Origin of the sequence: Streptomyces sp. NBC_00236, assembly GCF_036195045.1 — a bacterium.
GTDB lineage: Bacteria > Actinomycetota > Actinomycetes > Streptomycetales > Streptomycetaceae > Streptomyces.
The window spans coordinates 5,797,197-5,818,776 of the sequence record NZ_CP108100.1; the positions used below are offsets into that span (position 1 = coordinate 5,797,197).

The 21,580-nt window shown below is 72.3% G+C and carries 19 protein-coding genes; 6 read left to right on the forward strand and 13 right to left on the reverse strand.

From position 1 onward, the window contains the following. The first annotated feature begins 133 nt into the window (after positions 1 to 133). Complete coding sequence (locus OG446_RS26290; RefSeq protein ID WP_328896343.1) at positions 134 to 1,243, forward strand: ferritin-like domain-containing protein; 1,110 nt, start codon at positions 134 to 136, stop codon at positions 1,241 to 1,243. 29 nt (positions 1,244 to 1,272) lie between these two features. Here OG446_RS26290 and OG446_RS26295 read toward each other — a convergent pair whose 3' ends face one another. Genes OG446_RS26295 through OG446_RS26305 form a run of 3 tightly spaced genes read right to left on the reverse strand, consistent with a single transcriptional unit; the run spans position 1,273 to position 2,759 of the window. After that, positions 1,273 to 1,812, reverse strand: a complete 540-nt coding sequence (locus OG446_RS26295; protein ID WP_328896344.1) for a DinB family protein — start codon at positions 1,810 to 1,812, stop codon at positions 1,273 to 1,275. After that, the gene (locus OG446_RS26300; RefSeq protein WP_328896345.1) at positions 1,809 to 2,210 is read right to left on the reverse strand and encodes a VOC family protein; all 402 of its coding nucleotides are present in this window, start codon (positions 2,208 to 2,210) and stop codon (positions 1,809 to 1,811) included. The genes OG446_RS26295 and OG446_RS26300 overlap by 4 nt, the downstream gene beginning before the upstream one ends. A 12-nt stretch (positions 2,211 to 2,222) precedes the next feature. Beyond that, positions 2,223 to 2,759 carry a GNAT family N-acetyltransferase gene (locus OG446_RS26305; RefSeq protein ID WP_328896346.1) on the reverse strand — a complete coding sequence of 179 codons (537 nt, stop codon included), beginning with the start codon at positions 2,757 to 2,759 and terminating at the stop codon, positions 2,223 to 2,225. 88 nt (positions 2,760 to 2,847) lie between these two features. Between OG446_RS26305 and OG446_RS26310 the strand changes: the two genes are divergently transcribed. Further along, on the forward strand, positions 2,848 to 3,738 hold the full coding sequence (locus OG446_RS26310; RefSeq protein WP_328896347.1) for an ADP-ribosylglycohydrolase family protein: 891 nt from the start codon (positions 2,848 to 2,850) through the stop codon (positions 3,736 to 3,738). A gap of 61 nt (positions 3,739 to 3,799) precedes the next feature. After that, positions 3,800 to 4,693 carry a hypothetical protein gene (locus OG446_RS26315; RefSeq protein WP_328896348.1) on the forward strand — a complete coding sequence of 298 codons (894 nt, stop codon included), beginning with the start codon at positions 3,800 to 3,802 and terminating at the stop codon, positions 4,691 to 4,693. An 18-nt stretch (positions 4,694 to 4,711) separates the two neighbouring features. Here OG446_RS26315 and OG446_RS26320 read toward each other — a convergent pair whose 3' ends face one another. From OG446_RS26320 to ligD, 8 genes are all read right to left on the reverse strand, one after another. Continuing rightward, a complete protein-coding gene (locus OG446_RS26320; RefSeq protein WP_328896349.1) occupies positions 4,712 to 5,779 on the reverse strand; it encodes an amidase in 1,068 nt (355 codons plus the stop codon). 84 nt (positions 5,780 to 5,863) lie between these two features. Next, a complete protein-coding gene (locus OG446_RS26325; RefSeq protein WP_328896350.1) occupies positions 5,864 to 7,321 on the reverse strand; it encodes a peptidoglycan D,D-transpeptidase FtsI family protein in 1,458 nt (485 codons plus the stop codon). Positions 7,322 to 7,355: 34 nt separating this feature from the next. Then, positions 7,356 to 8,735: an FtsW/RodA/SpoVE family cell cycle protein gene (locus OG446_RS26330; RefSeq protein ID WP_328896351.1), complete on the reverse strand. Its 1,380-nt coding sequence runs from the start codon at positions 8,733 to 8,735 to the stop codon at positions 7,356 to 7,358. Positions 8,736 to 8,817: 82 nt separating this feature from the next. Next, positions 8,818 to 10,197, reverse strand: coding sequence for a HAMP domain-containing sensor histidine kinase (locus OG446_RS26335; protein WP_328896352.1), 1,380 nt, complete (start codon positions 10,195 to 10,197; stop codon positions 8,818 to 8,820). Further along, positions 10,194 to 10,997: a hypothetical protein gene (locus OG446_RS26340; protein ID WP_328896353.1), complete on the reverse strand. Its 804-nt coding sequence runs from the start codon at positions 10,995 to 10,997 to the stop codon at positions 10,194 to 10,196. The genes OG446_RS26335 and OG446_RS26340 overlap by 4 nt, the downstream gene beginning before the upstream one ends. Before the next feature lie 97 nt (positions 10,998 to 11,094). Beyond that, positions 11,095 to 11,430 (reverse strand): zinc-ribbon domain-containing protein, encoded by a 336-nt coding sequence (locus OG446_RS26345; RefSeq protein ID WP_326657954.1) that lies wholly within the window; start codon positions 11,428 to 11,430, stop codon positions 11,095 to 11,097. Next, positions 11,427 to 13,559 carry a PBS lyase gene (locus OG446_RS26350; protein ID WP_328896354.1) on the reverse strand — a complete coding sequence of 711 codons (2,133 nt, stop codon included), beginning with the start codon at positions 13,557 to 13,559 and terminating at the stop codon, positions 11,427 to 11,429. The genes OG446_RS26345 and OG446_RS26350 overlap by 4 nt, the downstream gene beginning before the upstream one ends. Before the next feature lie 147 nt (positions 13,560 to 13,706). Continuing rightward, complete coding sequence (ligD, locus tag OG446_RS26355; RefSeq protein WP_328896355.1) at positions 13,707 to 14,603, reverse strand: non-homologous end-joining DNA ligase; 897 nt, start codon at positions 14,601 to 14,603, stop codon at positions 13,707 to 13,709. A 60-nt stretch (positions 14,604 to 14,663) separates the two neighbouring features. Here ligD and ku point away from each other — a divergent pair, with 60 nt between their 5' ends. Beyond that, positions 14,664 to 15,818, forward strand: coding sequence for a non-homologous end joining protein Ku (gene ku, locus OG446_RS26360; RefSeq protein WP_328896356.1), 1,155 nt, complete (start codon positions 14,664 to 14,666; stop codon positions 15,816 to 15,818). Between the two features lie 69 nt (positions 15,819 to 15,887). On the opposite strand, the gene OG446_RS26365 is transcribed toward ku, so the two are convergent. Continuing rightward, positions 15,888 to 17,798: a S53 family peptidase gene (locus OG446_RS26365; protein ID WP_328898421.1), complete on the reverse strand. Its 1,911-nt coding sequence runs from the start codon at positions 17,796 to 17,798 to the stop codon at positions 15,888 to 15,890. Positions 17,799 to 18,207: 409 nt separating this feature from the next. Beyond that, positions 18,208 to 19,071 (reverse strand): helix-turn-helix transcriptional regulator, encoded by an 864-nt coding sequence (locus OG446_RS26370; protein ID WP_328896357.1) that lies wholly within the window; start codon positions 19,069 to 19,071, stop codon positions 18,208 to 18,210. A gap of 189 nt (positions 19,072 to 19,260) precedes the next feature. Between OG446_RS26370 and OG446_RS26375 the strand changes: the two genes are divergently transcribed. Next, positions 19,261 to 20,022, forward strand: a complete 762-nt coding sequence (locus OG446_RS26375) for an SDR family oxidoreductase (protein WP_328896358.1) — start codon at positions 19,261 to 19,263, stop codon at positions 20,020 to 20,022. Positions 20,023 to 20,279: 257 nt separating this feature from the next. Continuing rightward, complete coding sequence (glyA, locus tag OG446_RS26380) at positions 20,280 to 21,569, forward strand: serine hydroxymethyltransferase (RefSeq protein WP_328896359.1); 1,290 nt, start codon at positions 20,280 to 20,282, stop codon at positions 21,567 to 21,569. Positions 21,570 to 21,580 lie beyond the last annotated feature (11 nt).

Below are 21,580 nucleotides of genomic sequence, written 5' to 3' on the forward strand. Positions count from 1 at the left end.
AGACTGCTTGTCAGCAAGGCCGTCAATCCCTTGCGCACGACTTGTTGACCCGGCGTCTACCAACGTGTGAACCTGCCAACTGAGCCGCACGTCGGGTGACTTACCCAGGCCCTGAGAGGCGAAGGAGCCGTCCGTGTCGACACACGACCTCTACACCACCGCCCCCGAGCAGCCGCTGTGGACGGTGCCCGCCTCGGGTGCCGCCCGGTTCAGCTGGGACTACGACGACGGCCGTGAGCGCCTTCTCGCCCTGTACCAGAAGGGCAAGGACAAGCAGTGGGACGGCAACAAGCGCATCGACTGGAGCATCGAGGTCGACCCCGCCGACCCCCTCGGCACCCCCGACGAAGCCCTCACCCTGTACGGCACGCCGCACTGGGCGAAGATGACCGAGAAGGACCGGGGCGATCTGCGCCGGCACTACACCTCCTGGCAGTTCAGCCAGTTCCTCCACGGCGAGCAGGGTGCCATGGTGTGCGCGGCCCGGATCGTGGAGTCCGTCCCCGACCTGGACGCGAAGTTCTACTCGGCGACCCAGACCATGGACGAGGCCCGGCACGCGGAGATCTACGGCCGGTTCCTGCACGAGAAGGTCGGGATGCTGTACCCGATCAACGACAACCTCCAGGGGCTGCTCGGCGACACCCTGCGCGACTCGCGCTGGGACATGCCCTACCTCGGTATGCAGGTCCTCATCGAGGGCCTGGCCCTGGCCGCGTTCGGCATGATCCGCGACACCACGACCCAGCCCCTGCCCAAGCAGATCCTCGCGTACGTCATGCAGGACGAGGCCCGCCATGTCGCCTTCGGCCGGATGGCGCTGCGCGACTACTACAAGCAGCTGAGCGATGCCGAACTGCGCGAACGCGAGGAGTTCGTCATCGAGGGCTGCTACCTGATGCGCGACCGGCTCAGCGGGGTGGAGGTGCTGGAGAACTTCGGCATCGCCAAGCAGGAGGCGAAGGACCTCTCCGAGCACTCGGAGTTCCTCCAGCTCTTCCGCAAGCTGCTGTTCAGCCGCATCGTCCCGTGCGTCAAGGACATCGGCCTGTGGGGCGAGCGCCTGCAGAAGGCGTACGTCGACATGGGCGTCTTCGACCTTGGCGACTCGAACCTGGACCTGCTGATGGCCCAGGACGAGGAGATAGCCGAGCAACTGGACCGGGAGCGCTTCGAGGCGGAGGAGCAGGAGCGGGTGGCGGAGGTCGCGGAAGCGATCGCGGAGGGCGGGGAGAGCGAGTAGGGCGGCGCCGGGCCGGCCGGGCCCAGGTCCTACGTCAGCACGAGCCACCGCCGGCCGTCGAGGAGTTCGCGTGCCGCGTCGAGATGACCGGCGTGGCACGCGGTCTCGGTGATGACGTGCAGCAGGACGTCCCGCAGCGTGTGCAGATGCGGTGCGCCGAACTGGTCGTGGGGCCACCGGGCCAGGGGTGCGTTGGCCACGGCCGAGGTGATGACGGCGTCGGCGAGCGCCGTCTCCTCGCGGTAGCGGCCGATGACCTCGGCGGCGTCGGCCCCGGGGTCCACCTGCCAGGCGTCGTCGATGTCGTCCAGGGCGGCGATCACGGCCGGGTCGCCCGTGAACACGGCACGGAACCAGAACCGTTCGACATCGAGCGCCAGATGCTGGACGAGCCCCAGGCAGCTCCACCCGGACGGCAGCACGGGCAGCCGGAGCGCCTCGGCGTCGAGTCCTTCGAGGATGCCGAGGACATGGCGGCGCTGGCCGTTCAGGGACGACAGGAGCGCACGGATCTCGGGGTCGGGGGCGATGTTCCCGGCTCCCTGGCCGGCTGCGGCGGCGGCGGTCACCGTGCGATCTCCCAGATGTGCCCGCCCGGGTCGCGGAAGCTGGCGGTCCGGATACCCCAGGGCCGGTCCATCGGCCCGTTCAGCAGCGTCACACCGCGGTCGGCCAGCACCTTGCACACGGCGTCCACGTCGTCCACGGTCAGCGTGAGCTGCATCCGGGCACCGTCGGCCGGGCCGGCGACGTCCGCCGGTTCGATCAGCCCGTGGGCGGCGGTGGTCCGCAGCAGGTTGATGAGCGTGTTGCCGAAGGTGAACACGGCCGAGTCGTCGTCCTCGTAGGTGACCGGCAGTCCGAAGACCTCCCGGTAGAACCGCTTGGTCTCCTCCAGGTCCTCGGTGAAGAGGGTGAGGGCGCTGATGCTGCCGGGCCAGTCCGTCGTACCGTTCGTCTCTGTCACAGCAGTAACGATCTACGAACGGCCCTGCTCTGCACAGGGGTTCGGTTCCCCCACTGCCCGCTCCATGCAGACCAGTTCCTCGCGTTCGTCCCACGACGCGGTGACGGAGAAGCCGAGCCGCTCGTAGAGGGAGACCGCTCCCGTCCGCCACCGCCACACCGAAAGCCGCACGGTGCGGACCCCGCTCCGCGCGGCGTGCGCGAGCGCGGCATCGAGCAGAGCGGAAGCCACGCCCCGGCCCCGGCAGGCGGGGTCCGTCCAGAGCCGCTTGATCTCCGCCCGGCCGTCCGCGGGCGCGGTGACCACGACACAGCCCACCGCGGTGTCCCCGTCGCGCGCGACGAGCACGGCGGCACCGGCGAACGCGCCGTCCGGATCCTCCACCTCCGCGCGGTACGCGGCGGGCAGCGCCGCCGCGTCCGTGACGGGCCTGCCCTTCTCCGCCTCGGTCCGCAGGTGGTAGTCGGCCAGCAGCGTCGGCAGCCCGTGCACGGTGGCGAGGGATCCTGCCGGAGGCCGTACGACGGCGAGGCCACGTCGATCGTTCATGGCACCAGGGTCACACGGCGCCCCGGCGGACCCGAACACGGCCGAAAAGCGGTGTACGGTCCCGGGCCGGCGGCGGGACGATGCCTCCATGACCGCCACCGATGTCTCCCCCGACCTGGCCGCCGCCCGCCGCAGTCTCGAAGGTCTCGCGCTCGGCGACGCGTTCGGGGAAAGGTGGTTCCCGCTCTTCCGGGAACCCCGGAAGGCGTTCAACGAGATCAGGGCGCGCCGCACCCCGCACGAGCCCGTCTGGCACTGGACCGACGACACCGCGCTGGCCCGCGCGCTCCATCGGGTGCTCGACGACCACGGGCACGTCGAGCAGGACCGGCTCGCGCTGTACTTCGCGCTCGCCTTCGACGCCGACCAGGCGCGCGGCTACGGCCACGGCATGCACCTGCTGCTGCCCCGGCTACTGGCCTCCCCGGCCGACTGGCGGACGCTGGCCCCCGAGCTGTTCGAGGGCGGAAGCCTCGGCAACGGCGCCGCGATGCGGGTCGCCCCGCTCGGCGCGCGGTTCCACCGGGACCTCGACCACGTGACCGGACAGGCCGTGCTGCAGGCCGAGATCACCCACGCCCACCCGGAGGGGATCGCGGGTGCGGTGGCCGTCGCGGTGGCCGCGGCGCTGACGGTACGGGGTGAGTTCACGCTCTCCCGGGTCGCCGGGCGGACCCCCGCGGGGACGGTGCGGGACGGTCTTCTCCGGGCCGTGGACGTACCGTTCGCCACCGAACCCTGGAAGGCCGCCGACCTCCTCGGCAACGGGCAGCGCATCCGCTCCGACGACACCGTGCCGTTCGCCCTGTGGACCGCGGCCCGGCACCCCGAGGACCTGGAGGCGGCACTCTGGGCCACCGCCGAGGGGCTCGGGGACGTCGACACCACGTGCGCCATCACCGGCGGGGTCGTCGGCGCGGTCACCGGCGTCGACGGGGTGCCGGACGAGTGGCTGCGCCGCCGCGAACCACTGAGCTGACGCCGGGGCCGCCCGCTCCGGGGCACGAAAGGGTGTTCCCATATGGCGTAACTTTGGCGCCATGACCACGCCGCCGCCCCCGCCCCCGCAGGGCCCGTACGGAGCGCCGCAGGGCCCGTACGGCCCCCCGCAGCAGCCCCAGCAGAACCATCCGTACGCCCAGCAGCCGGTGCCGGGGCAGCAGCAGCCATTCGGGTATCCGCAGCAGCCCCACGGGTATCCGCAGGCGCCCCAGCCGTGGGGCGCTCCGGCCCCCGGCGCACCCGGTTGGCCCGGGATGCCGCCGCCGAAGCGGAACAGGACCGGGCTGATCGTGGGCATCACCCTCGGCGCCGTCGTGGTGGCCGGTGGCCTCGCCTTCGGCGTCTCGCGACTGGTGGACGAGGTGGACAAGGCCGGCGGCATCCCGTCGACCGGGGACTTCCCGGCGGCCGAGTACCGGCTGACCGTGCCGAAGAAACTACTGGACGGCGAGTACACGTTGCAGAAGGACTCCTCGTCGACCGACGGGAAGGACATCGAGGGAACGTACGACCCGACCATCCGTGACGCGAAGGCCGTCGTCACCCAGTACACCTCCGGGAGCGGCGGCACCCTGGTCATCTCCGGGATGTGGGGGCGGATCAAGGGACCCGAGTTCACCCGGGACAAGATCCTGGAGGGGGCGGTGCAGAACGAGGGCATGACCATCGCCGTGCCCGCCAGGGAGTTCACCCCCGCGGGATACGGGATCACGGTGTCCTGCCAGGTCGTCCGGTCGAAGGAGGGCGGCGTCAGCAGCACCCTCCCGATGTGCGCCTGGGGTGACGACAACACCGCGTCCTTCGTCGCCGTCATCACCGCCGAGACCGCGCTCCAGGACCCGGAAGAGGTCGACCTCGACAGGGCCGCCCTGGACACCGCCAAGGTCAGGGCCGAGTCGCGCAAGCCGATAGCCGCGGCCGAAGCCGGCTGACCCGGCCCCGGTGGCCCCTCACCGACGCACGGGACCCAGCGCCTCCTCCACCGCGCGGGCCATGGCGAGCAGTTGCGCGTCCGCGCCGCGCCGCGCCACCAGTTGGAGCCCGACCGGGCAGCCGTCCGGGGTGAATCCGGCGGGCACGCTCGCCGCCGGATGCCCGCTCAGGTTGAACGCCCAGGTCAGCGAGGTGGAAAAGAGCGCGCCCGGACCGTCGTGGCCGTGTGGGCGGTTGGGGGTGACGGGCGTGAGCAGCAGGGGCGCGTCCGCGAAGAAGGCGCCCAGCCTGCGGTCGTTCTCGCGCCGGAGCTCCGCGAGGTCCGGCGCCACCTCACCGTGCCGTACCGCCTGCCACGTCGTCCCCGGGTCCAGCAGCGCGCAGCCGCCGTCCGTGAGCCGCACCACGCCCGCCGCGGCCAGCCGCCGCACCGCGCCCCGCACCACCGCCGCCACCTGCGGGTCGACGTCCGCGAACCCCAGGTCGGGGCTGTGGGCGGCGGTCAGGGGCAGTTCGGCCGCGGCCGGTTCGTAGCCGTCCAGGACGTGGGCCAGGTACGTCTGCGCCTCCGCGGCCGTCCGGGTCAGGACCCCGGCGGAGGCGAGGCCGGACCGGTCGGGGGAAGGCAGCAGCCCGTTGGTCGTCTTCAGCCCGAAGACCCCGCACCACGCGGCCGGGATGCGCACCGACCCCGCCCCGTCGCTGCCGGTCGCCAGGGGCACCAAACCCGCCGCGACCGCCACCGCCGAGCCCGCCGACGAGCCGCCCGGCGTCCGGTCCGGCCGCCACGGGTTGACGGTGCGCCCGTGGGTGCCGAGCCCCCAGGTCTTCCAGTACGTGCCGGGGCCCGGCACGGACGTCGAGCCGACCGGGACGCCACCGGCCGCGATCAGCCGCCGCGCGGCGTACGACCGGATCCCGGTCGGGCCCTTCACCGCGAACGGCAGCCCGGCCAGGGGGAGCCGGGCGGCCTCGGGCAGCCGGGCGAGCGCCTCGTCGCGCCACACGTCGAGGAACGCGCAGAGCCGCGGGTCCTCCCGCTCGATCGCGGCCAGCGTCTCGGAGACCTCCCGGAAAGCCGTCATCGGACCAGTCTCCCAGGGCGGCTTCCCCGAGAACCAACACCGGAGCAGTCTCTCAGGACGCCTTCCCCGATACCCGTCAGCGGCTCAGTCCTCCAGGGCCGCCTCCATCACGGAACGGGCGATCGGCGCGGCACTGCCGCCGCCGCTGATGTCGGCCCGGTCGGCGGAGGCGTCCTCGACGACCACGGCGACGGCGACCGCCGGCCGCCCGGAGTCCTCCGCCTGGGCCCAGGAGATGAACCAGGCGTACGGCGTGCCCGAGTTGTCGATGCCGTGCTGCGCCGTGCCGGTCTTGCCGCCGACGGTCACCCCGTCGATGGCCGCGTTGGTGCCCGTGCCGTCCCGCACCACGTCGATCATCATCTGCCGCAACCGCATCGCCGTCATCGGGTTCATCGCCCGGTGGTACGAACGCGACCCGGTGGTGCGGACGGTGGAGCCGCTGTGCGTGGTCGTACGGTCCACCAGGTGCGGATACATGAGGTCGCCGCCGTTGGCCACGGCCGAGGCCACCATCGCCATCTGGAGCGGGGTGGCCGTCGTGTCGAACTGGCCGATGGAGGACAGCGCCAGCTGGTCGTCGCTCATGTCCGTGTCGAAGTTGCTCTTCGCCACTCCGGAGGGGATCTTCAGCCCGGAGTCGTTGAAGCCGAACCTCCCGACCGCCTCCACCATGCCGTCGAGCCCGACCTCCACCCCGAGGTGCGCCATCACGGTGTTGCAGGAGACCCGGATCGCCTCGGCCAGCGACGCCTTCTCGCAGCCCCGGGCCTCGTTGGGCAGCGTGGTCGAGGTGTTCGGCAGGACGTAGGGGGACGGGGTGTCGGTCCCGGCGTCCGGATCGGTGACGACCTCCGCGTCCAGTGCCGCCGCGGCCGTCACGATCTTGAACGTGGAGCCGGGCGGATACGTCTGCCGGATCGCCCGGTTGAGCATCGGCTGGCTTCTGGAGGCATTGAGTTCGCGCCAGGCGTCGGTGACGGACGAACCGGTGCCGGAGAGCCGCCCGGGGTCGTACGACGGTGTCGAGACCAGGGCCAGGATCTTGCCGGTCGTCGGCTCGACGGCCGCGACCGCGCCCCGCCGGCCGCCGAGTCCCTCGTACGCGGCGCGCTGCATCGAGTCCTTGATCGTGGTGACGACATCACCGCCCGGCTGCCGGTCGCGGGTGATCTCGTTCCAGAAGGGGAGCGGCGCGAGCATGGGGTCGGTGCCGGAGAGGATCGCGTCCTCGGCGTTCTCGATCAGGGTGGTGCCGTACGTCTGCGAGGCGTACCCCGTCACCGGCGCGTACAGCGGGCCGTCGCGGTAGGTGCGTTCGTACGCGAGCTGCTCGCCGGTGTCCTTCGAGCCGGTGACGGACCGGCCGCCGACCAGGATGTTGCCGCGGGGCCGGTCGTAACGGTCGATGGTGGTACGGCGGTTGGCGGGGTTGTCGTCGAGCGCGTCGGCCTCGAAGACCTGGACACGGGCGGCGTTCACCAGGAGTGCCACGAGCAGCAGCAGACAGAACGCGGCGGCGCGGCGGATGTAGCGGATCATGTCCGGGCCCCCAGGGCGGTCGGCGGGTGCGGGATCACCGTTCGTTCTCCGGGACCGGTGCGACGACTCCGGTCTCCACCTCGTCGGGGTGGGGTGTCCGGGCCACGTCGCTGACCCGGATCAGCAGTGCCACGATGATCCAGTTGGTGACCACGGACGAGCCGCCCTGCGCGAGGAACGGCATCGCCATACCGGTCAGCGGGATCAGCCCCATCACCCCGCCCGCGATCACGAACACCTGGAGCGCCAGGATCGAGGCGAGGCCGATCGCCAGCAGCCGCCCGAACGCGTCGCGCAGGGCGAGCCCGGCCCGGTAGCCGCGCGCCACCAGCAGCGCGTACAGCATGAAGAGCGCGGTCAGCCCGGTCAGGCCGAGCTCCTCGCCCGCCGTCGCCAGGATGAAGTCGGACTTGGCGGCGAAGCCGATGAGGATGGAGTGGCCGAGCCCGAGACCGGTGCCGAGCATCCCGCCCGCGGCGAAGGCGAACAGCGACTGGGCGAGCTGCCCGGGGCCCCGGCCGGCGTCGATGGAGGCGAACGGGTCGAGCCAGTCCTGCACCCGGCTGTGCACATGCGGTTCGAAGGAGCCGACGGCGAACGCGCCGACGGCGGCCAGCAGCAGCCCGACCGCGATCCACCCGGTCCGGCCTGTCGCCACGTACAGCAGGATCACGAACAGGCCGAAGAACAGCAGCGAGGTGCCCAGATCGCGCTCCAGGACCAGGACGCCGACGCTGATCAGCCAGATCGCCACGATCGGACCGAGCACCCGGCCGGTGGGGAGCTGGAGCTTCCAGATCCTGCGGCCGGTGTACGCGAGGGCGTTGTGGTTCGCCGCGAGGTAGGCGGCGAAGAACACGGCGAGCAGGATCTTGGCGAACTCGCCCGGCTGGAAGGAGAATCCGCCGACCCTGATCCAGATCTTGGCGCCGTTCACCGCGGGGAAGAAGATCGGCACGATCATCAGGACGAGGGCGGCGGCGACCGAGAGGTACGCGTAGCGCTGGAGGACCCGGTGGTCGCGCAGGAACACCACCACCGCGATGAAGAAAGCGACGCCGAGCGTGGACCAGATCAGCTGGGTGGGTGCCGCCTGGTCCTTCGGTGTCTCCAGGTCGAGCCGGTAGATCAGCACCAGCCCCATGCCGTTGAGCAGCACGGCGATGGGCAGCAGCAGCGGATCGGCGTACGGGGCGCGGAGGCGGACGGCGAGATGGGCGAGCAGGGCGAGCAGCCCGAGTCCGCCGCCGTATCCGGCGACGTCGGGCGGGACCGCGTCGTCGTGGGCCAGACCGACGGCGGCGTAGCCGTAGACGGAGATGAGGACGGCCCCGATGAGGAGCGAGAGTTCTACGCCGCGCCGCTTGGGCAGGCGCAGCTCGGGCGGGGGTGCGTCCGCCGTCGTTGCGGTCATGCCACGCAACGTAGCAAGAGGTGGGTGTTATTTCCCTTATGTCCTCACGGAAGGTGCGTGGGGTCCGGGTGCTGTCCGGCCGTCAGTCGCCGCGTCCGGGCGTGCTGTCCGGGCCTCGGGTGCCGGCGGGGGAGCGCGGCGGGTCCTCGTCGCCGTCGTCCAGGCGCACGTACTCCGGCAGCGTCAGACGGGCCAGTGCTCCGCCGTCCGGCGCGTTCTCCAGGACCAGCTCGGCGCCCATCACCTCCGCCTGCCCGACGGCGATGGTCAGACCGAGGCCGTGGCCCTTGGTGTCGCCCTCCGTACGGAAGCGCTGCGGTCCGTCCGCGATCAGGTAGTCCGGGAAGCCCCCGCCGTGGTCGCGCACGGTCACCACCGGCCCGTCGACCGTCAGTACCACCGGCGGGCGGCCGTGCCGGTGCGCGTTGCCGATCAGATTGCCGAGCACCCGCTCCAGGCGCCGCCGGTCCGTCTCGACCCGCACCGGTGGTCCGTCCCGGACGACCATGACCTCGGTGCCGCCGCCCGAGGCGCGGACCACCCGCTCGGCGAGCGGCGCCAGTTCGTGCACATCGAGGTCGACGTGTTCGGTACGGGCGTCGAGCCGGGAGATCTCCAGCAGGTCCTCCGTCAGTGCGCGCATCGCCCGGACCCGGTCCTGCACCAGCTCCGAAGGGCGGCCCGGCGGCAGCAGCTCGGCGGCGGCCGACAGACCGGTCAGCGGGGTGCGCAGCTCGTGCGCGACATCGGCGGTGAAGCGCTGTTCGGCCACCAGCTTGCGCTGGAGCGCCGAGGCCATGGTGTCCAGCGCTCCGGCGACGATCGCGACCTCGTCCGGCCGGCGCGAGGGGTCCGCCGTGCGCGGGTCGTTGACGCGGGCGTCCAGATCGCCCGCGCCGATCCGCCGGGCCACCTGCGCGGTCTGGTGCAGCCGCCGGGTGACCCGGGTGACGGCGAAGGCGCCGACGAGCAGCGTGGCACCGATCGCCAGCAGCGAGGAGCCGAGGATCGCCCCGTCCAGGCCGTTGATCGTGCGGGCGCTCTGGCTGTAGTCGACCTGCGTCGCGAGGGCGCGCCCGTCCGCCGGGGCGGCCGCCCACATCGTGGGGCGGCCGAGACGGTCGGCGACCGTGGTGCCCCGCTTCCCGTCCTCCACGGCCAGGGCGCGCAACGACGCGGGCAGCCCCGGCGGATCGAGCCCGGAGCGCGGCGGCAGCGCCCCGCCCGTCTCGTAGGCGGCGGTGGCGGTCTCCAGCCGGGCGAGCGCCTTCTCCCGGGCATGGCCGACCGTCTGCCGGGTGACCGCGGTGTGCACCAGCACGCCCAGCAGGGCGGCGAGGACGCAGCACATCACGGTGATGAAGACGGCGGACTTCCAGGTGAGCGTCGCGGTCCAGGCGGGCAGCCGCGGCCGCCGCCCGGGACGGCGGACCCTGCTCGCGCCCGTCCGCGGGCCACTCACCGGCGCTCCGCGGTCACGGCCGGCGAGGGTGCCGAGGTGGGTGCCGCCGTGCCGGGGCTCAGCGTCGCACCGGAGGTCGGCAGGGGGGAGGGCCGGGCGCTCGGGGTGCGGCGCCGGTCCGGATCGGCCCGCCCGGCCATCCGCAGGATCTCCTCCTGGGTCGGCAGCATGGCGCGCTGCCGGTCGTCCCAGGACCAGGCGGTGCGGTACTCGTACCCGGTGATGGCCGAGGGCGCCCGCATGATCAGGGCCCGGCCCGCCAGCTCCACGCTGATCACGGCGTCGGAGGTCGACATGATCCGGGTGAGTCCGCTCGGCTCCGGCATGTAGACGCGTACGGAGAGCTGGCGGGCGGCCAGCTGGATGCCGAGGATCATCTCGTCCCGGCCGTCGCCCGTCAGATCGCGGTAGTACGGCTTCAGCACCGGGCAGGAGTCGGGCGCGGTCCGGCAGGCGTTGATCCGCCGTACGGCCGCGGCCGGGAGCGCGTCCGTGCCGCTGGACCGGTCCGGCCGGGCGTTCAGCCCCGCCTGCACCACCGCCACCGGGTCCAGCCGGCGCACATCGCCGCCCGGGACGGTGATCCCGGGGATATGGGCGGTCTCGCCCTCGCCGTAGTCGTACGGGGCGGCGGAGGCGGGTGGCAGCTCCGGCCAGAGGCGGGCGGGGCCGATGGCGGCCGGAGGCCGTCCGGCGCTCTTCAGCTCCCCGCCGGTGCCGCATCCGGCCAGCAGGACGGCGCCCGTGAGCGCCGCGACGGCGGCAGCCGCGCCTCGCCCCGTCCGGTGCTGCGGACGCATGTCTTCCTCCCGTTCCGACGGCCGGGCCGGACCACGCGTGATCGCGCGCGGCCCCGGTTCCGTAGACCTTATTCGGAAGGAAGTCCCTTATGCGTATTTACTGCTGATAGGGGTTCTGGCCCTGCGCCTGGCCCTGCGAGCCCGGAGCGTAACCCGGCTGCTGCGGGGACTGGCCGAAGGGGTTACCGCCCTGAGCCGCCACGTGCTGCGCCAGCAGCTGATCGGCCTGCTCCTTGGGGATCTGCTGCTCGCCGCCGCAGAACGTGCACTGCGTCGCGTACTTCGTCGAGAAGGGGAACAGCGGCACGAAGAACAGCGTGAACTTCGTCACCCGCTTGCGCAGCGTGTGTGCCGCCGGATTCCCGCACCAGCCGCAGACCAGCGTCAGGACCGCCAGCTGGTAGAGATAGCCTCGCGTACCGAAAATGATCATGTCGTGGGTCCCTTCCCCGAATTCCCCAGGAGCGCCCGGCGGCAGAGCGCCAGCAGCTTTTCGTCCTCGTACGTGTCATGGCTGCCGTACCCGCCGTCCATCGCGTTGTGACGGCGCACGGAGGCGAGTTCGGCGCGGAGCACGTGCGCCGCCTCCGACCCTGCACCGACAGCCCCCGCCCGCGCCAGGCACTCGGCCACCCGAACCCTGACGTGACGGTTCCTCTCCCAGGCCGCGAGAAGTACCGGAACGGACTCCTCGGCCCGTCCCGAAACCTCCCACAGCGCGATCGCCGCGTCCACCCGCAGCCACAGCTCCTCGTGCAGCAGCAGCGCCCGCAGCCGCGGTGCGGCCACCGCCGCGTGCGCGCCGAGCCGGCCCAGCGCGCTCGCCGCCGCCCGCCGCTCGCGCGCGTGCTCCGCCTGGAGCCCCTCGATCAGGACCGGCAGCACCGCCCCGGCGTCCCCGTCGACGGCCCAGAGCGCCTCGGCCGCCTCCGTGGCCCCCGCCGTCCCGGCGCGCCGTATCAGCGCCCGCAGCTCCGGGACCGCGCAGTGCGCCGCGGGCCCGAACGAGGCGAGCGCCCGCAGCGCCGCCGTACGCAGCCACTCGCCCCGGTACTCCGGCGCGCCGCGCAGGATCCGCAACACCTCGGGCGCCGCCTCGCCCGCCCGGAGCGCGGTCAGCCCGGCCAGCAGCGGGCTCGCCCGGTCGTACGCCTCCTCGTCCAGCCCGACCTCGCTCAGCCGGCGGCGCAGCACACCGGCCAGCGGCGCGGCGGCCGGCCCCAGATACCCGATGGCGAACCCCACGTCGTGCGGCACCTCGGGCCGCTCCAGCGCCGCCGCCAGCGCGGGCACCGCGCGCACGTCGCCCAGCCGCGCCAGTGCCTTCACCGCACTGCCGAGCCCCGGCGGCCCGCTCGCCCACTCCTTCACCCAGGCGTCCGGATCGGCCGCGACCCGGGCCGCCAGCGCGTCGCCCGCGGGCGCGGCCAGGCCGAAGAGCTCCTCCAGGACGTGCGAGGCGGCCTCGGCCAGTTTCGGCTCGTCCGAGACGAGCTGATCGCCCACGAGCCGGACGAGCTCCCCGTAGGAACCGCGCCAGGCCCTGATCAGTCCGCTGCTCATCCGGACGGCGTCGATGCGCTGCCCCGGGTCGGGGCTGCACAGCTGATCGGTCAGCAGCGCCGTGCGGTCGGCGACCCGGTCGTCGAGTCCGACGTGCAGCGTGCGCAGCAGAGCGGCCGTCCAGGGCGCCGCGCGCCCGGCCCCGTCCTCGGCCGCCGGCGCCCGCAACTGCCCCACCAGGGTCATCGGAGCGGCCTCGGCACAGGCGGGGTCCGCCGCTGCCCCGAGAGCCCGGGACCCCGCGTCGGAGACCTCCGGCGCCCCGGGGGCCGAGCGCAGCTGCCGCAGCAGACCCGCCACCATCCGCACCACATCGCCCGGCAGCGCCTCGGGCGCGCACCGCGCCAGCTGGGCCAGGGCCGCCAGCCGCAGCCCCGGCGGATTCGCCTCGGCGGCCAGCCGGCTCAGCCAGTCGGCGATCCGGCCGGCCAGCGGTCCGTGGCGCAGCGCGACGCGCCCCGCGGCCTCCACCAGGGCGAGCCGCACCTCGTCGTCCGGTTCCAGCGTCAGCCGCTCGCACAGCAGGGTCAGGACCCGGGACGGACTGCCGTGCAGCGTGGCCAGCGCCAGCGGGGCGGAGACCCGCACCCCCGGATCCTCGTCGGCCATCAGCGCGAAGAAGACCCCGGCGCCCGCGCTGACGGCCGCCGCCGCCATCGCGTAGTTGGCCGCACCCTCCGCGTCGTCCTCGGCCTCGGCCTCGTCGATGTCCTCCTCGTCGATGTCGATGCCGCCGATGCTGGTCAGCAGCTCGACGATGCCCCCGCGGTCCGGGACCAGCGGATCGACGACGAGCTCGAAGAGGAAGGGGATGCAGGCGAGCGTGCAGGCGTAGACGTCACCCTGGTGGTGGACCGCCCCGTACATGCCGTCCAGTGCGGCCTCGCGCTCCGACGGGTCGGCGGACGCCAGACCACGGAGCAGGGCCGGCACGTCGTCGGCAGGCCCGTAGGCATGCTCCATCGAGGCCCAGTCGACCTCGTCGATCCCCGCGAACACGCCATCGCCTCCCCACGGTTTCCCACGAAGCAGTGTCTTGCGCAGAGTGTGCACCACCGCTCGGACAATCCACCCGCCCCATGCCGCCTTTTGCCCTTGAACATGACAACACCTGCGCCGATGCGGTATGTCCCGGCCATCGGAACCCTACGGAGTGTCCGGAATCGGCCGTCCCCGGTCCGGCTCGGTGAGCGGCGCGAGCAGATCGCCGTACCGGTCCAGCCGCTCCGCCATGGCGCCGGCCAGGAAGACCAGCGCCCCGGGGCTGCGGCACGCCTCGATCTCCGCCCAGGTGACCGGCGCGGAGACGGCCGGCTCGGCCCGAGCCCGCAGTGTGTACGGGGCGGCCGTCGTCTTCGCCGCCGCGTTCTGGCTGAAGTCGACGAACACCTTGCCCGGCCTCAGCGCCCGCCTCATCCGGTGCACCACCAGATCCGGAAGCTCCTTCTCCGCCTGGACGGCGAGCGTCTTCGCGTACGCCGACACCCGCTCGGAGGCGGTGGGCTCCAGCGGTACGAGCAGATGCAGCCCCTTGGACCCGGACGTCTTCCCGTACGCCTCCAGCCCGTCCGCTGCCAGCCGCTCCCGCAGCCAGAGGGCGACCGTGCAGCACTCCACGACCGTCGCGGGCGCTCCCGGGTCCAGATCGAACACCATCCGGTCGGCCGTCCCGGGCGCCTCGGCCCGCCACTGCGGGGTGTGGAACTCCACCACCAGATTGGCCGCCCACATCAGCGAGGCGAGGTCCTGGACGACGACCTGCCGGGCCTGCTCCTTCTCGTGGTGCGGCACCGGGGCGGTGTGTACCCAGGACGGCGTACCGGGCGGCGGGTTCTTGGTGAAGAACAGCTGCCCGTCCGGCCCGTCCGGATAGCGCAGGAAGGACAGGGGCCGGTCCCGCAGATGGGCCAGCAGGACCTCGGCCGCCGTGGCCGCGTAGTAGTGCAGCACCTCGCCCTTGGTGGTGCCGGTGGCCGGGTACAGGACCTTGTCCAGGTTGCTGAGCGGCACCCGCCGCCCCTCCACCACGGTGATCGGCGTCATACGATAAGAATCACATGAAACAAGGATCTATACGGATGTAACGCACGTAAGGGGTGACCGGTGAGGTCCATCTGGAACGGCGCCATCTCCTTCGGGCTGGTCAGCATCCCGATCAAGCTGGTCAACGCCACCGAGAACCACTCGATCTCCTTCCGTCAGATCCACGTCGCCGACGGCGGCCGCATCCGCTACCGCAAGGTGTGCGAGCTGGACGGCGAGGAGGTGACCGCCTCCGACATCGGCAAGGCGTACGAGGACGCGGACGGCTCGATGATCCCGATCACCGACGAGGACCTCGGCTCGCTCCCGCTGCCCACCGCCAAGACGATCGAGATCGTCGCCTTCGTGCCGGCCGACTCCATCGACCCGCTCCAGATGGACGCGGCGTACTACCTGTCCGCCAACGGGGTACCGGCCGCCAAGCCCTACACGCTGCTGCGCGAGGCGCTCAAACGGAGCCAGAAGGTGGCCCTCGCCAAGTACGCGCTGCGCGGGCGGGAGCGCCTGGGGATGCTGCGGGTGGTCGACGACGTGATCGCGATGCACGGACTGCTCTGGCCGGACGAGATCCGCGCCCCCGAAGGGGTCGCTCCGGAGAGCGACGTGTCGGTCCGGGACGCCGAGCTCGATCTGGCGGACGCGCTGATGGACACGCTCGGCGAGGTCGACATGGAGTCGCTGCACGACGACTACCGCGAGGCGGTCGAGGAGCTCATCGCGGCCAAGGCCTCCGGCGAGGTCCTGGAACAGCCCGAGTCCGGCGGCTCCGGTGGCGGCAAGGTCATCGACCTCCTCGCGGCCCTGGAGAGCAGTGTCCGGGCGGCGAAGGAGGCCCGCGGCGAGGGGAGCGGGTCGGCCGAGGGCGGGGACGAGGAGAAGGCGTCGGTCACCTCCCTCGCGGACCGCAAGCCGTCGGCCTCCACCACGCGCAGGACGCCCACGGGCAAGTCGGTGTCGCGCAGCTCGTCCTCCGGTGGCGGCTCCCGGAAGTCCGCCTCCTCGCCCAAGTCCTCGGGAGCGAAGAAGTCCACGGCGAGTACGGACGAACCGGCGGCGAAGAAGACCGCGTCCGGCAGCCGTTCCGGTGCGAAGAAGGCCGCCTCCAAGACCGGCGCGTCCAAGAGCTCCACGTCCAAGAGCGCCACGTCCAAGAAGACGGCGGCCAAGAAGCAGAGCGCCACGAAGACGGCCTCCCGCAAACGGGCCTCCGCATGACGAAGCCGGCCGTCACGGGGCTCCATCCCCCGCGACGGCCGGCTCGCACATCCCGTCCGTACCGCAGACTCAGCGCCTGCGGTACGAGCTCACATAGCCGGAGGACGGCGTGCCGACACCCGTCACGTCGTCGTAGCCCCGCACCGCCGAGAGCGAGGCGTCCTTGCCGAGGCTGCGCACCGAGGTCCGCAGGCCGTCCGCGGCGTCGTAGCCGTTGGTGAAGTCCACCCGGGCGACCGCGAGATCACGGCCGGCACCCAGCGGGTGGTCCGTCACGTCGTGGTACGCCTTCGAGTGGTAGCGGGCGTAGATCGCCGGGTTGGCGAAGCCGATCGGCCGCCCGTGCCGCGCCTGCTGTGCCAGGGCCTGGACACCGGCGATGACCGGCGCCGCCAGTGACGTACCGCCGATGCGGTACTCGTCGTAGCCCAGCGATCCGTCCGGCAGCGTCTGCGTCTGGCCCACCAGGAAGCCGGTGTTCGGGTCGGCGACGGCCGCGATGTCCGGGGCCGTCCGCATCCGGGTCGTCCCGTTGGCCTTCGCCAGCGAGTCCGGCACGATGCCGCGCTGGTAGGACGGCTGCTTCACCGTGGAACTGGTACCGCCGCCCGCACCCGAGGTGTACGCCCCGGGGAAGCCGGTCCAGCTCCTGCCGTCCGCCGCAAGCGGAGCGTTCAGCGTGCCCCAGCCGGTCTCCCACTGGTATGTGTCGTGCTTGCCGACCGCCAGTGACGTACCGCCGACGGAGGTCACCCAGGCGGAGTTGGACGGGACGTCGATCTGCTTGGTGCCCGTCGACGCGACGTTGTCGCCGTCGTCGCCCGAGGAGAAGTAGAAGCCGATGCCCTCGACCGCGCCCATCTTGAACACCTGGTCGTAGGCGAGCGCCAGGTCGGGCGTCTGATTGGCCTCGATGTCGCCCCAGGAGTTGGAGACGATGTCCGCGAGCCGGTGGTCGACGACCTTGTTCAGCGAGTCCAGCAGGTCGTTGTCGTAGCAGGACGCGCCGCCCACGTACACGATGTCCGCAGCGGGCGCGACGGCGTGCACGGCCTCCACGTCGAGGGTCTCCTCGCCGTACCAGCCGGAGGCGCCGCACTCCTCGGTCTTCGTGTAGTCGTCCGGCAGCACCTGGCTGAACTGCCCGCGCCGGTAGGGCGCGTCGCCGTTGCGCCTGGCGTACTCGGCGGCGTCCTTCGCGATGGTGGGGGAGGCGTACGCGTCCGTGATCGCGACGGTGACCCCCTTGCCGGTGTAGCCGCCGGCCCCGTACGCGGCGCGCAGCTGCCTGCCGGTGTAGCCCTTGACGGCGTACGGCACCTTGGTCCCGTAGGCGCTCGGCAGGGTGGAGGCCGTCTTCGAGCCGAAGTACGAGGAGAACGGACCGGAGTTGCGGAACACCGCGTCCGGGGGTGGCAGCACCTCGTCGTGACTCGACTTGTGCGGCGCGTTGTCCAGACCCGAGACGGCGAGCACGGCGTCGCTCAGCGCGGCGGGAACGGAGGCGGTGGAGGCGGGGGCGCGGTAGGTGCGGCTTCCCTTGCGGTAGTTACGCAGTTGCGTCCCGAACGCCTTCTCGGCCGAGGCGACTTCACCGGTGGCGGAGACGTAGTGCTGGTTGGCACCGGTGACGGTCAGCCCGCTGGACCGCAGCCACTGGCTGACCCGGTCGATCTGGTCCTGGGTGGCCCCGAACCGCGCCTGCGCCTGTGCGGCGCTCAGGTACTTCCCGTACGACGGCGACTGCGGGTCGGAGACGGCGGCCGCGTACGCGGCGAGCCCCTTCGCGTCTCGTCCGGCGAGGTGGACCCGGACGGCGACCTTTCCGCTGTCGGCCGTGGCCCCCTGATCGGCCGTGGCGGTGGCCCAGGCCGGCTTGGTCCCCTGCAGTGCGTCCCGGGCGCCCGGCGTCGAGTCCGCGCTGGCGTTCGGTATCCCGAGGGCGAGCGCACCGGCGAGCAGTGGCAGCGTCGCCGCCATGCTCAGCGCGGCGCGTCGTCGGGTGCGGCTGATTCTCAAAACAACCCCCTGCGATGTGGGTCTCGCGTGCGGCGCATGTGCCGAATGTTGTGCACATGCAATGCGCCACTCTGGCGAGGAACACCTCATGTAGGGGGCATGCAATGACCAAGAATCGGCCAAGGGGTAAGTCGGCGAGGGGAGTTCGCACCGGACCGCCGAGTATCTGGCTCTTTCCCCAGGTATGACCCGGTGTCGCGGGCTGCGGGGCACCCGTGTCAGATCGTGATCGTGTACCCGTGGGTGTCCGCGGGTCCGGCATGAACCCGTCCGCGCGCCGCACGCTCGTCAACCGGGGCGCGAACCCGGGCCGGTGGTGAGCACGCCGCTTGTGCCTGCGCCTTCCCCCGGCCGGCGTTCGTCACGACGTCTACGGGTGCGGGGCGTCCGCCGACCCGCTGTGTGCCGCGTCGGTGGGTCCGGTCGGTGAGAGTGCGGCGAGAAGGTGCAGCTTCTCGTCGCTGTCGCTGCCCTTGTCGGGGTAGTAGACGACGAGGATGACGTCGTCGATGGGGAGCTTGTCGCGGTGGAGCCGTAGTGCACCGACGACGGGATGGTGGACGGTGGCGGACCCTCCGTCGAGGTTGCGGACGTCGTGGCGGGCCCACAGCTCGCGGAACCGCTGACTGGACAGTGCGAGCTCCCCGACGAGTTCCACGAACCGGGGGTTGTCGGTGTCGTCCCCGATGGTGGTGCGCAGCGCGGCGACGAAGTCGGCCGCGGCCTTCGCCCAGTCCTGGTGGAAGGCCTGCTCCTCGGGGTCGAGGAACAGCGAACGAAGCCGGTTCTGACCGGGCCGCAGGCGCGGGGAGAGCGCGACGGCCATGGGGTTGGAAGCCAGGACGTCGAAAGCGCGCCCTTCGACGAACGCGGGCACCTGAAGGTGGGCGAGGAGCTGGTGCACCCGTGCGGGGACGTGCTCGGGCCGCTTGCGCCGCGATGACCTGGGACGTACCGCCGTGAGGCCGAGCAGATACGTCCGCTCGACATCGTCGAGAAGCAGGACCCGTGCGAGTGATTCGAGGATCTGGGGCGAAGGATTCCTGTCGCGGCCACGTTCCAGGCGCAGGTAGTAGTCGGGGCTGATGCCGGCGAGCAGGGCCACTTCCTCGCGGCGCAGCCCCGGAACGCGGCGGTTGCCGCCCGGCGGGATCCCTGCCTGCGCCGGGGAGACCAGCTCACGCCGGGCGCGCAGGTAGCTGCCGAGCCGGTTGCCGGAATCCTCATCCTTCATGGGCCCACCGTAATGCGGTGTGCGCGTCGCAGAGGGGGCCCTGGCAGGACCAGGGAAGACGGGGACTCTGCCAGGCCCGGCTGATTCCGTCAAGACTGCGGGTACAGCGTTCTGCGGAGGACCGCGGAACATCACCGAAGGCGCCGCAGCCCGAATGCCGCCGGCGCCCCGGACCAAAGGGAAGACCCCATGGACCTCTCCAACCGCACCGTTCTCGTCGTCGGCGGGACCTCGGGCATCGGGCGAGAGCTGGCCCGCCGGTTCGCCGCGGCGGGCAGCACCGTGGCCGTCGGCGGCCGCAACACGGAGGCACTCTCGGAACTCGCCGGAGAGGGCTTCGGCACCGTCGGCATCGACGTCACCGACAGCGCCTCCGTCACCTCTGCCCGCGACGCCGTGCTCGACCGGTATCCCGAGCTGGACACCGTGGTGACGATGCCGGGCGTCATGCTCATGGAAGACCTGCGCGACCCCGCGCACTTCGAGGCGGCGGAGAGGACGATCGACACCAACCTGGTGGGCACGATCCGGGTCATCGACGCCTTCACCCCGCACCTGGTCCGGCGGGGCACCGGCACGTTCATCACCGTCACCTCCGGCATCGCCTTCCTGCCCTTCCCGCCCATGCCCACCTACGCCGCCTCGAAGGCCGCAGTGCACGCCTACTCCGAGGCGCTGCGCGCTCAGCTCGACGGCACCGGTGTCGGCGTGGTCGAACTCGTCCCCCCGGCCGTCGCCACAGCGGGCCAGGAAAAGGTGAACCCGCACGCGCTGCCGCTCGACGGCTTCGCCACCGAGGTCATGCGACTGCTCTCGACGGACCCCACCCCCCGCGAGATCGTCGTGAAGGCAGCCCTCGTGCACCGCTGGGCCGAGCGCGACGGCACCTACGACGACCTCGTCGCGCAGCGCTCCCGGGCCCTGAGCATGCTGCCCGGCCGCGAAGGCTGACTCCCGGCCTTCTCCGGCCGCCCGGCTCCTCGCCCGTACCTGCGCTGCCGGCCCCGTGGAGGAACGCCGGGCCCCGAAACCGCCCGCCCGGTAAGGTACGAAGCGCTGCGACTGGCGCGCACCCCCTGGGTGCTCAGTGGAATCGACCACGAGGGAGCGGCACACCCCGGGCCCGCCCGGGGCGTCAACTCCGGAGAGCCGTCCGCCTGGGCATCCGGGTCCACGCCGCAGCAACGCGGCCGACCCGGGAGGACCCCGTGACCGTATCCGCATCCGTGCCCTCGCACCCCCGCCACCCCGCCCTGGCGGCAGCCGATCCGGACCTCGCCGCGCTGGTGGCGGCCGAGGAGCAGCTCCAGGCCGACACCCTCCGCCTGATCCCCAGCGAGAACTACGTCTCCGCGGCCGTGCTCGAAGCGTCCGGCACCGTGCTCCAGAACAAGTACTCCGAGGGCTACCCGGGCAAGCGGTACTACGAGGGCCAGCAGATCATCGACCAGGTCGAGACGCTCACCGTCGAACGGGCCAAGGCGCTCTTCGACATGGATCACGCCAACGTCCAGCCCTACTCCGGCTCCCCGGCCAACCTCGCCGTCTACCTGGCCTTCCTCAAGCCCGGCGACACCGTGCTCGGCATGTCGCTCCCCATGGGCGGCCACCTCACCCACGGCTGGGGCGTCTCGGCCACCGGCACCTGGTTCAACGGCGTCCAGTACGGGGTGCGGCGCGACACCGGCCGGGTCGACCTGGACGAGGTCCGCGACCTGGCCCTCGCCGAACGCCCCAAGCTGATCTTCTGCGGTGGCACGGCCGTCCCCCGCGAGATCGACTTCGCCGGCTTCGCCGAGATCGCCCGCGAGGTGGGCGCGGTCCTGGTCGCGGACATCGCCCACATCGCGGGCCTGATCGCCGGTGGCGCCCACCCCTCGCCGGCCCCGCACGTGGACGTGGTCTCCACCACCACCCACAAGACCCTGCGCGGCCCGCGCGGCGCGATGCTGCTGAGCCGGGCCGAACACGCCCGCGCCCTCGACCGCGCCGTCTTCCCCGGCCTCCAGGGCGGCCCGCACAACCAGACCACGGCCGCCATCGGCGTAGCCCTGCGCGAAGCCGCCGCACCGGACTTCCGCACCTACGCCCACGACGTGGTGACCAACGCCCGCACCCTGGGCGAGGAACTGGCGGCCCGCGGCTTCGACCTCGTCTCGGGAGGCACGGACAACCACCTCCTCCTGATCGACCTCACGAACAAGGACGTCCCCGGCAAGACGGCGGCCAAGGCCCTGGACCGCGCCGGCATCGTCGTGAACTACAACACCGTCCCCTACGACCCCCGCAAGCCCTTCGACCCCTCGGGCATCAGGATCGGCACCCCGGCCCTGACCTCACGGGGCATCCCCGCATCGGAGATGGCCACCGTCGCGGCCTGGATCGACCGCGTGGTCGACGCCGCCCGCACCGGGGACGAGTCCGCCGTCACGACGGTCCGCGCCGAGGTGAAGGCGCTGATGGACGGGTATCCGGCACCGGGGCTGCCGGTCGGCTGACCCGCCGTCGG

Bases quoted from the DNA above. Each gene is read 5' to 3' on its own strand.
- OG446_RS26320 (WP_328896349.1), bottom strand. From the start codon at position 5,779: ATGACGGCTTTCCGGGAGGTCTCCGAGACGCTGGCCGCGATCGAGCGG.
- OG446_RS26315 (WP_328896348.1), top strand. From the start codon at position 3,800: ATGACCACGCCGCCGCCCCCGCCCCCGCAGGGCCCGTACGGAGCGCCG.
- OG446_RS26375 (WP_328896358.1), top strand. From the start codon at position 19,261: ATGGACCTCTCCAACCGCACCGTTCTCGTCGTCGGCGGGACCTCGGGC.
- OG446_RS26345 (WP_326657954.1), bottom strand. From the start codon at position 11,430: ATGATCATTTTCGGTACGCGAGGCTATCTCTACCAGCTGGCGGTCCTG.
- OG446_RS26305 (WP_328896346.1), bottom strand. From the start codon at position 2,759: ATGAACGATCGACGTGGCCTCGCCGTCGTACGGCCTCCGGCAGGATCC.
- OG446_RS26330 (WP_328896351.1), bottom strand. From the start codon at position 8,735: ATGACCGCAACGACGGCGGACGCACCCCCGCCCGAGCTGCGCCTGCCC.
- OG446_RS26325 (WP_328896350.1), bottom strand. From the start codon at position 7,321: ATGATCCGCTACATCCGCCGCGCCGCCGCGTTCTGTCTGCTGCTGCTC.
- OG446_RS26365 (WP_328898421.1), bottom strand. From the start codon at position 17,798: ATGGCGGCGACGCTGCCACTGCTCGCCGGTGCGCTCGCCCTCGGGATA.
- ligD (WP_328896355.1), bottom strand. From the start codon at position 14,603: ATGACGCCGATCACCGTGGTGGAGGGGCGGCGGGTGCCGCTCAGCAAC.
- OG446_RS26340 (WP_328896353.1), bottom strand. From the start codon at position 10,997: ATGCGTCCGCAGCACCGGACGGGGCGAGGCGCGGCTGCCGCCGTCGCG.
- OG446_RS26310 (WP_328896347.1), top strand. From the start codon at position 2,848: ATGACCGCCACCGATGTCTCCCCCGACCTGGCCGCCGCCCGCCGCAGT.
- OG446_RS26370 (WP_328896357.1), bottom strand. From the start codon at position 19,071: ATGAAGGATGAGGATTCCGGCAACCGGCTCGGCAGCTACCTGCGCGCC.